The following is a 9,038-nucleotide window of genomic DNA, read 5'->3' as shown; positions in this document are numbered from 1 at the left end:
GTCGCTGACGTTGCCATAGGAATAGGCGATTTCTACGTCAGGCAGGCTCTTGATGGTTTTGATGTCGAATTCCGAGTCCATGGTGTGGCGCTTGGCCGGCAGACGGAACCAGTAGGATTTACCTTCGACCACCATGCCCAGTGGACCCCAGGCACTTTTGAACGCTTCAGTCTTGATGTTGATCATCTTGCTGACGTCGCGCCCGGACTGTATCTCATCGTTCATGGTCACCAGGACGCCTTTGCCGCGCGCTTCTTTGCTGCTGGCGACGGCGACGGCGTTATACAGGTTCAGCATGCCGTCCGCCGACATCGCGGTGCCTGGGCGCATGGAGCCGACGACGATGATCGGTTTGTCGGTCTTTTCCACCAGGTTCAGGAAGTAGGCAGTTTCTTCCAGGGTGTCGGTGCCATGGGTGATCACGATTCCATCGACGTCTTTGCTGTCGGCCAGTTCGGCCACGCGACGACCCAGTTGCAACAGGTTGTCGTTGGTGATGCTTTCCGAGGCGATCTGCATGACCTGTTCGCCACGAACGTTGGCCAGTTGGCTGAGTTCCGGAACGCCGGCAATCAATTGTTCGATACCCACTTTTGCCGCTTGATACGTCGCGCTGTTGGCGGYGCTCGCGCCTGCGCCGGCGATAGTGCCGCCAGTGGCCAGAATAACCACGTTCGCCAGTTTCTGTTGGGTTTCGACTTCTTTAGCCTGAAGGGCAGTAGGCAGCAGTAGCAGGAGGGCCAAAGCGCCCGGAATAAAAGTGTTGAAAGCAGATTTCATTATTTTCTCTCTAGTAGTCAGACGGTGCTGATGCAAGTTCATCTAGATTCGCCCCCGGTAGATCTGAACGCCGGGGGTATAGGTGAAGAGCAGGATCTGTACCAGTCATACATCGAGTAAGAAAAAGCTTTTAACTATTTGAATTATAAAGATATTTATCTTAAGTCTCGTCGACGTGATACCGGCAGGTGTCCGGGTTTCCGAATAAGTTGATCGTTTACGTTCGGCTATCCGAAAACTCCTACGACTTTTGTCCAGAAGGTCGCCTTGCGAGATCAAAATTCAGTGCTGAAGAATCCTGGGCATAGGTCGATGCCCGCCACAGAGGCGCACTGTCAAGTGAAGGGCAATCTGGTGAAGGAATTGGGCAAGGGCCCCATCACGGGTGGCTTGGTCAGCCCGACGGCTTAAGTAAAAGGGCTGGTTTCTACCTGCCCAAACACCAAACCGGTCGTTGACAATTCCCGGCCGGGTTCGCATAGTTCGATCTACGCAAACGTTTGCGCAACCCTGTCAGTGGCTCGAAGCCACGAAGATCGGAGTCCAGGGGTTACTCCAGCGCACGTATTGCTCACAATAATCATAAGATCGGAGTGAACCCATGATGCTGCCATTCGCTGGTCGTCTTCTTGCTGTCGCTATGCTGGCTGTTGCATCCGCCACGCTGCCCGTTTCATCGGCTTTCGCCGAATCTCCTGAAAAACCCAAAGTCGCGCTGGTCATGAAATCCCTGGCCAATGAGTTCTTCCTGACCATGGAAGATGGCGCCAAGGCGTATCAGAAAGACCATTCCGGCGAGTTCGAGCTGATTTCCAACGGCATCAAAGACGAAACGGATACTGCTGGCCAGACACGCATCGTCGAGCAAATGATTTTGGCCAAGGTCAATGCGCTGGTCATCGCTCCGGCAGACTCCAAGGCCATGGTTCCGGTGATCAAGAAAGCCATCGATGCCGGTATCACCGTGGTCAACATCGACAACCAGCTGGATCCGGCCGTCGTCAAAAGCAAGAACATCACGGTGCCGTTTGTAGGCCCGGATAATCGCAAAGGCGCGCGGCTGGTTGGCGAGTACCTGGCCAAGCAGCTGAAGGCCGGTGACGAAGTCGGCATCATTGAAGGCGTGTCCACCACGACCAACGCCCAAGCCCGTACCGCAGGTTTCAAGGATGCGATGGAAGCGGCGCAGATCAAGGTCGTTTCAGTGCAATCCGGTGACTGGGAGATCGACAAAGGCAACAAGGTTGCCGCCTCGATCCTCAGTGAATACCCGGATGTCAAAGCACTGCTGGCCGGTAACGACAGTATGGCCGTCGGTGTCGTTTCCGCCGTGCGTGCAGCGGGCAAGGCCGGCAAGGTGCAAGTGGTCGGGTACGACAACATCAATGCCATCAAGCCAATGCTCAAGGATGGCCGCGTACTGGCGACTGCTGACCAGTTTGCCGCCAGGCAAGCGGTGTTCGGTATCGAGACTGCGTTGAAAATCATCAAGGGCGAGAAGGTCGACAGCGGCACTAACGGCGTGATCGAAACGCCGGTTGAACTGGTCATCCAGTAAGCCTTCTGGCGACACACTGCTGCTCGTCCGTTCGGGCGAGCACCTGGAGAGTTTTATGTCCGTTTGCGCCCCGAACGCTGTCCTGACGGTCAGCGGTATCGGCAAGACTTATGCTCAACCCGTCCTGACCGGCATCGATCTTGCGCTGATACCCGGCGAAGTGCTGGCGCTGACCGGCGAGAATGGTGCGGGAAAAAGCACGCTGTCGAAGATCATCGGTGGGTTGGTGACGCCAACCACCGGCCAGATGCAGTTCCAGGGTCAGGATTACCGCCCCGGCAGCCGGACCCAGGCCGAAGACCTGGGCATCCGCATGGTCATGCAAGAGCTCAATCTGTTGCCGACTCTGTCGGTGGCGGAGAACCTGTTCCTCGATAATTTGCCCAGCCGTGGCGGCTGGATCAGTCGCAAGCAATTGCGCAAGGCGGCGATCGAGGCCATGGCCCAGGTCGGCCTCGACGCGATCGACCCGGATACCCTGGTCGGCGACCTTGGCATTGGCCACCAGCAAATGGTCGAGATTGCCCGTAATCTGATCGGCGACTGCCATGTGCTGATCCTCGACGAACCGACCGCGATGCTCACCACACGCGAAGTCGAGATGCTGTTTGAACAGATCACACGCTTGCGGGCTCGCGGCGTGGCGATCATCTACATTTCCCACCGCCTCGAAGAATTGGCGCGGGTCGCCCAGCGCATTGCAGTTTTGCGCGACGGCAACCTGGTCTGCGTCGAGCCAATGGCCAATTACAACAGCGAGCAACTGGTGACCTTGATGGTTGGTCGCGAGCTCGGTGAACACATGGACATGGGGCTGCGCAAGATCGGCGCTCCAGCGTTGACGGTCAAAGGCCTGACCCGTTCCGACAAGGTTCGCGATGTGTCCTTCGAGGTTCGCGCTGGCGAAATCTACGGTATCTCTGGATTGATCGGGGCAGGGCGCACCGAGTTGCTGCGCCTGATTTTCGGTGCCGACACCGCCGACAGCGGCACGGTGGCGCTGGGGTCGCCGGCTCAGGTGGTGAGTATCCGTTCGCCGGCCGAAGCGGTAAGTCACGGCATCGCCCTGATCACGGAAGACCGCAAGGGCGAAGGTTTGCTGCTGACCCAATCCATCAGCGCCAATATTGCCTTGGGCAACATGCCGGTGATTTCCAGTGGCGGTTTCGTCAACAACGGCGACGAGATGTCTTTGGCTCAGCGTCAGATCGACGCCATGCGCATTCGCAGTTCGAGCCCCAGGCAGTTGGTTTCCGAGTTGTCGGGTGGCAATCAGCAGAAGGTCGTGATCGGTCGCTGGCTTGAGCGCGATTGCTCGGTAATGCTGTTTGACGAGCCAACCCGTGGCATCGATGTCGGCGCCAAATTCGACATCTATGCGTTGCTCGGCGAACTGACCCGCCAAGGTAAAGCTCTGGTGGTGGTGTCCAGTGACCTGCGCGAGTTGATGCTGATCTGCGACCGGATCGGGGTGCTGTCGGCGGGGCGCCTGATCGATACGTTCGAGCGCGACAGCTGGACCCAGGATGACTTGCTTGCCGCCGCTTTTGCCGGCTACCAAAAACGTGATGCGTTGCTCAACGAAGCAGCGCCTAGGGATCTTTCATGAAAACTGCATCTATTGCCGGCAAACGCAGTGGCAATTTCTACGGACTGGGCACCTACCTGGGCCTGGCCGGTGCCTTGCTGGCGATGATTGCGCTGTTCTCGGTACTGAGCAGCCACTTTCTGTCATACGACACGTTCAGCACCCTGGCCAACCAGATTCCCGATTTGATGGTGCTGGCGGTCGGCATGACCTTCGTGTTGATCATCGGTGGCATCGACCTGTCGGTCGGTTCGGTGTTGGCGCTGGCGGCATCAACGGTCAGCGTGGCCATTCTCGGCTGGGGCTGGAGCGTGCTGCCGGCAGCTCTGCTCGGCATGGCGGCGGCAGCTCTTGCCGGCACCATCACCGGTTCGATCACCGTGGCCTGGCGCATTCCTTCGTTCATCGTGTCCTTGGGTGTGCTGGAAATGGCCCGGGGCGTGGCGTATCAGATGACCGGGTCGCGCACGGCCTACATTGGTGACGCCTTTGCCTGGCTTTCCAATCCGATTGCCTTCGGCATCTCGCCGTCGTTCATCATCGCCTTGCTGATTATCTTCATTGCCCAGGCCGTATTGACCCGTACGGTGTTCGGTCGTTACCTGATCGGCATTGGCACCAACGAGGAGGCGGTGCGTCTGGCGGGGATTAATCCAAAGCCTTACAAAATTCTGGTGTTCAGCCTGATGGGGCTGCTGGCCGGTATTGCCGCGTTGTTTCAGATTTCGCGACTGGAAGCGGCAGATCCGAACGCCGGTTCCGGTTTGGAGTTGCAGGTAATCGCAGCCGTGGTCATCGGTGGAACCAGTTTGATGGGTGGTCGTGGTTCGGTGATCAGCACGTTCTTCGGAGTCCTGATCATTTCCGTGTTGGCGGCCGGTCTGGCGCAGATTGGCGCGACCGAGCCCACCAAACGCATCATCACCGGTGCGGTGATCGTTGTGGCGGTGGTGCTGGATACTTATCGCAGTCAGCGCGCAAGCCGGCGGACCTGAGTCATGGCAACGATCAAGGATGTAGCCGCACTCGCGGGAATTTCGTACACCACGGTGTCCCACGTGGTGAACAAGACCCGACCGGTCAGTGAAGAGGTGCGAATCAAAGTCGAGGYGGCGATCAAAACCCTGGACTACGTGCCGAGCGCCGTAGCACGTTCGTTGAAAGCCAAAACCACTGCGACCATCGGTTTGCTGGTGCCTAACAGCCTCAACCCGTACTTCGCCGAATTGGCGCGAGGCATTGAGGACTATTGCGAGCGCAACGGTTACTGCGTCATCCTCTGCAACTCCGACGACAATCCGGACAAGCAACGCAGCTACCTTCGCGTGTTGCTCGAAAAACGCATCGACGGTCTGATCGTCGCGTCGGCCGGCGGTGATGCAGGGCTGGCGGAAGGTCTCACCGGTGTGCGCACGCCGATGGTCATCGTAGACCGCGGGCTGGAGGGGGTGAATGTCGATCTGGTGCGCATCGATCACGAATACGGCGCGTATCTGGCCACTCGACATTTGCTGGAGTTGGGGCATCGGGACATCGCCATGATCGGCGGCCCGGCGGGTACCAGCGTGGCGCAAATGCGTCTGGCCGGTTATCGCCGCGCCTTGCAAGAGGCAGGCGTCGAAGAGAATCGCGAACGCATGCTGGAAAGCGATTTCACCAGCACTGGTGGATACAACGCAGCCGCGATTTTGCTGGAGAAGAGTCCGCCCAGCGCGATCTTCGCCGGCAACGATATGATCGGTATCGGTGTACTGCGAGCGGCAGCCGAACGCAATGTTCGCGTACCGTCGGAGCTGTCGGTGATCGGCTTCGACGATATCCAGATGAGCCGTTATGTCTACCCGGCGCTGACCACCGTGGGGCAGTCGATCCTGCAGCTCGGTGAGATGGCGGCTGAAGTGCTTTTGCGCAGGATTGCCACACCGCACATGGCCACCGAGCAGCGAATCGTCACGCCCAGTATTGTCCTGCGAGAGTCGACTGCGCCGCTCGCCGGCGTGTTCGCCCAGTTCCGTTGAACAGAAAACCGCAAAACCCAAAGCACCGCAAAACAGAATTGACGAGTAGTAATGTATGCCAGCAAAAGTAGTGGTGATAGGCAGTCTGAACATGGACCTGGTGACCCGGGCTCCAAGGCTGCCGCGTGGCGGTGAAACGCTGATCGGTGAGTCGTTTGCCACGGTTTCCGGTGGCAAGGGGGCTAATCAGGCTGTCGCCGCGGCCCGGTTGGGTGCCGATGTGTCGATGGTCGGGTGTGTGGGCAGCGATGCTTATGGCGCGCAATTGCGCGGGGCGCTGTTGGCTGAACAGATCGATTGTCAGGCCGTCAGCACCGTTGATGACTCCAGCGGCGTGGCGTTGATCGTGGTCGATGACAACAGTCAGAACGCCATCGTCATCGTCGCAGGTGCCAATGGTGCACTGACGCCGCAAGTCATCGACCGTTTTGATGCCGTGTTGCAGGCGGCGGATGTGATCATCTGTCAGTTGGAAGTGCCGGACGCTACGGTTGGCCATGCACTCAAACGAGGTCGTGAACTGGGCAAGATCGTCATTCTCAACCCGGCTCCCGCCAGTCGCCCATTGCCGGCGGACTGGTTTGCCGCCATCGATTACCTGATTCCCAACGAGAGTGAAGCCTCTGCCCTGACGGGCTTGTCGGTTGATTCCCTGGAGTCGGCCGAAGCCGCCGCGACCCGACTGATCGCCATGGGCGCGGGTAAAGTGATTATCACCTTGGGTGCCCAAGGTTCGCTGTTCGCCGACGGCGCACGCGTGGAGCATTTCCCGGCACCGAAGGTCAAAGCCGTCGATACCACGGCCGCCGGGGACACCTTCGTGGGTGGTTTTGCTGCCGCATTGGCCGCGGGCAGCAGCGAAGCCGAAGCGATCCGGTTCGGGCAGGTCGCCGCAGCGCTGTCGGTCACCCGGGCTGGCGCGCAACCCTCGATTCCTACTTTGTCCGACGTACAGGCGTTTAAAGCACCATGAAAAAAACACCGCTGCTCAATGTCGCGTTGTCGCGGCTGATTGCCTCGTTGGGTCACGGCGACATGGTCGTCATCGCAGATGCCGGCCTGCCGGTGCCGCCAGGCGTCGAACTGATTGATCTGGCGCTGACCCAAGGTATTCCAGACTTCATCAGTACCTTGAAAGTTGTGCTCAGCGAAATGCAGGTCGAAAGCCATGTGCTGGCCCAGGAGATTCTGGACAAGCAGCCGCCGGCATTGAGTGTTCTGGACGAACTGAACGTCGAAGGCGTGCTGGGCGCGCGCGAGCTGCTCAGCCATGATGAGTTCAAGGTCCTCAGCCGCCAGGCGCGGGCAATTGTTCGTACCGGCGAATGTGCGCCGTACTGCAACATCGTGCTGGTGTCGGGGGTGACGTTCTAACGCCATTCACATACGGTTCGCCCACGCAAACGGAGCGTGCGACATGTAACGCAATGCTCAGAAACTGCATCACCTGCCGGAGTGTGCTGCCTTTGTCCCTGAATACTGCAATGAGCGCCCAAGCGGCGGAAAAAATCGACTTGATCATCGACACCGATCCTGGTGCCGACGATGTGGTTGCCTTGCTGTTCGCGCTGGCTTCACCTCAAGAGCTGAACATTCGTGCGCTGACCACCGTGGCCGGCAATGTGCGTCTGGACAAGACATCGCGTAACGCACGGCTGGCCCGTGAGTGGGCAGGGCGCGAAGAAGTGCCGGTTTACGCTGGTGCACCGAAACCGCTGATGCGCACGCCCATTTATGCCGAGAACATTCATGGCAAGGAAGGTCTGTCGGGCGTCACCGTGCACGAGCCAAAGAAAGGCCTGGCTCAAGGCAATGCGGTCAACTACCTGATTGATACCTTGAAGGCTGCCAAACCCCACAGCATCACCATCGCCATGCTAGGTCCTCAGACCAATCTGGCCCTGGCGCTGATCCAGGAGCCGGAGATTGTTCAGGGCATCAAGGACGTGGTGGTCATGGGTGGTGCGCACTTCAATGGTGGCAACATTACGCCGGTGGCGGAGTTCAACCTGTTCGCCGATCCGCAGGCTGCTGAAGTCGTGTTGAAAAGTGGTGTGACGCTGACCTACCTACCGCTGGACGTGACCCACAAGATTCTCACCAGTGAAGCTCGTCTGAAACAGATCGCGGCGATCAACAATACCGCCAGCAAGCTGGTGGGCGATATTCTTAATGAATACGTCAAAGGCGATATGGAGCACTACGGTCTTTCGGGCGGCCCGGTGCATGACGCAACCGTCATTGCCTACCTGCTCAAGCCTGAGCTGTTTACCGGTCGCTTGGTCAATGTGATTGTTGATAGCCGCGAAGGCCCGACCTTTGGTCAAACCATCGTCGACTGGCATGACGGCATGAAAGCTCCGAAAAACGCATTCTGGGTCGAGAGTGGTGACGCCCAAGGCTTCTTCGACTTACTGACTCAGCGTCTGGCTCGTCTGAAGTAAGCAGCCTGTTCCGCAGGTGCCAGCCTGCTGGATTTACGCCCGAACTACCTCGGCCGCGGCCTTTTGGTCTGCCAAGTGTTTTTCGAAAATCTGTTTGATGAAGTGCTGGGCGGCCTCGGTTCCAATGTCCCTGACCAATAAGTCGATAGCGATAATGGCAAGTTCTTCCGTACTGCCTGGGCTGTAAGAGCTGTGCCCGTCTTGCCACTTGGCTTTGATATCGGCGTCGATGCTTACAGTGGTCATGATGGCACTCGTGAAGTCGGGAAGGTCCAAGTGTCGAGTTAAGCATTTTGCGCTGTGTTTGGCACTCCGACTTAGGCATGGGGGGAGGGCTATGCGACACTTGGTCTTTGACGAATTTTCAAGGACCGCGCTGTGCAGATCGATTTGAACTCTCCTGACGGTTTGACCCTTGAGGCTGTGCGCCAACTGTTGGCGTCCGCCAGTGACGATGAACACACTCAACTGCGGGTCAGCCAAGGTGGTATCGCCTACATTTCTTCGGGTGTCGTCGGCGGCACTGACATCGGCGGGCTGCGATTTCGGCTAGAGACGTGGGCTAAAGGCTCGGGCTATGTAGGATTGGTCGCGGCCAGTGACGAAGTCTGGGTCATGCAGATTTTCAACGCGCTGAAAGAGAACTGGCC

The 9,038-nt window shown here is 58.3% G+C and carries 10 protein-coding genes; 8 read left to right on the top strand and 2 right to left on the bottom strand.

The features are described from left to right. Window positions 1–780: asparaginase domain-containing protein (locus AC1DSG_RS23060; protein WP_477792952.1), on the bottom strand; the 780-nt coding region annotated here is incomplete at its 3' end. 601 nt (window positions 781–1,381) lie between these two features. Between AC1DSG_RS23060 and AC1DSG_RS23055 the strand changes: the two genes are divergently transcribed. Genes AC1DSG_RS23055 through AC1DSG_RS23025 form a run of 7 tightly spaced genes read left to right on the top strand, consistent with a single transcriptional unit; the run spans window position 1,382 to window position 8,388 of the window. Next, window positions 1,382–2,338: a substrate-binding domain-containing protein gene (locus AC1DSG_RS23055; protein WP_477792951.1), complete on the top strand. Its 957-nt coding sequence runs from the start codon at window positions 1,382–1,384 to the stop codon at window positions 2,336–2,338. A gap of 55 nt (window positions 2,339–2,393) precedes the next feature. Then, window positions 2,394–3,947, top strand: a complete 1,554-nt coding sequence (locus AC1DSG_RS23050) for a sugar ABC transporter ATP-binding protein (protein WP_477792950.1) — start codon at window positions 2,394–2,396, stop codon at window positions 3,945–3,947. Next, window positions 3,944–4,921 (top strand): ABC transporter permease, encoded by a 978-nt coding sequence (locus AC1DSG_RS23045; protein WP_477792949.1) that lies wholly within the window; start codon window positions 3,944–3,946, stop codon window positions 4,919–4,921. The genes AC1DSG_RS23050 and AC1DSG_RS23045 overlap by 4 nt, the downstream gene beginning before the upstream one ends. Before the next feature lie 3 nt (window positions 4,922–4,924). Next, entirely contained in the window at window positions 4,925–5,944 is a 1,020-nt protein-coding gene (locus tag AC1DSG_RS23040) for a LacI family DNA-binding transcriptional regulator (RefSeq protein ID WP_477792948.1), read from the top strand. 55 nt (window positions 5,945–5,999) lie between these two features. Further along, a complete protein-coding gene (gene rbsK / locus AC1DSG_RS23035; RefSeq protein WP_477792947.1) occupies window positions 6,000–6,917 on the top strand; it encodes a ribokinase in 918 nt (305 codons plus the stop codon). Then, window positions 6,914–7,318, top strand: coding sequence for a D-ribose pyranase (gene rbsD, locus AC1DSG_RS23030; protein WP_477792946.1), 405 nt, complete (start codon window positions 6,914–6,916; stop codon window positions 7,316–7,318). The genes rbsK and rbsD overlap by 4 nt, the downstream gene beginning before the upstream one ends. 53 nt (window positions 7,319–7,371) lie before the next feature. After that, window positions 7,372–8,388, top strand: a complete 1,017-nt coding sequence (locus AC1DSG_RS23025; protein WP_477792945.1) for a nucleoside hydrolase — start codon at window positions 7,372–7,374, stop codon at window positions 8,386–8,388. A 33-nt stretch (window positions 8,389–8,421) separates the two neighbouring features. On the opposite strand, the gene AC1DSG_RS23020 is transcribed toward AC1DSG_RS23025, so the two are convergent. Continuing rightward, window positions 8,422–8,634 carry a hypothetical protein gene (locus AC1DSG_RS23020; RefSeq protein ID WP_477792944.1) on the bottom strand — a complete coding sequence of 71 codons (213 nt, stop codon included), beginning with the start codon at window positions 8,632–8,634 and terminating at the stop codon, window positions 8,422–8,424. Window positions 8,635–8,766: 132 nt separating this feature from the next. Between AC1DSG_RS23020 and AC1DSG_RS23015 the strand changes: the two genes are divergently transcribed. After that, the coding region (locus tag AC1DSG_RS23015; protein WP_477792943.1) for a hypothetical protein at window positions 8,767–9,038 on the top strand (272 nt) is incomplete at its 3' end.

It is taken from the genome of Pseudomonas sp. P5_A12 (genome assembly GCF_056400685.1).
This window is presented reverse-complemented; position numbering and strand designations above follow the sequence as displayed.

Bases quoted from the DNA above. Each gene is read 5' to 3' on its own strand.
- AC1DSG_RS23050 (WP_477792950.1), top strand. From the start codon at position 2,394: ATGTCCGTTTGCGCCCCGAACGCTGTCCTGACGGTCAGCGGTATCGGC.
- rbsD (WP_477792946.1), top strand. From the start codon at position 6,914: ATGAAAAAAACACCGCTGCTCAATGTCGCGTTGTCGCGGCTGATTGCC.
- rbsK (WP_477792947.1), top strand. From the start codon at position 6,000: ATGCCAGCAAAAGTAGTGGTGATAGGCAGTCTGAACATGGACCTGGTG.
- AC1DSG_RS23025 (WP_477792945.1), top strand. From the start codon at position 7,372: ATGCTCAGAAACTGCATCACCTGCCGGAGTGTGCTGCCTTTGTCCCTG.
- AC1DSG_RS23045 (WP_477792949.1), top strand. From the start codon at position 3,944: ATGAAAACTGCATCTATTGCCGGCAAACGCAGTGGCAATTTCTACGGA.
- AC1DSG_RS23055 (WP_477792951.1), top strand. From the start codon at position 1,382: ATGATGCTGCCATTCGCTGGTCGTCTTCTTGCTGTCGCTATGCTGGCT.
- AC1DSG_RS23020 (WP_477792944.1), bottom strand. From the start codon at position 8,634: ATGACCACTGTAAGCATCGACGCCGATATCAAAGCCAAGTGGCAAGAC.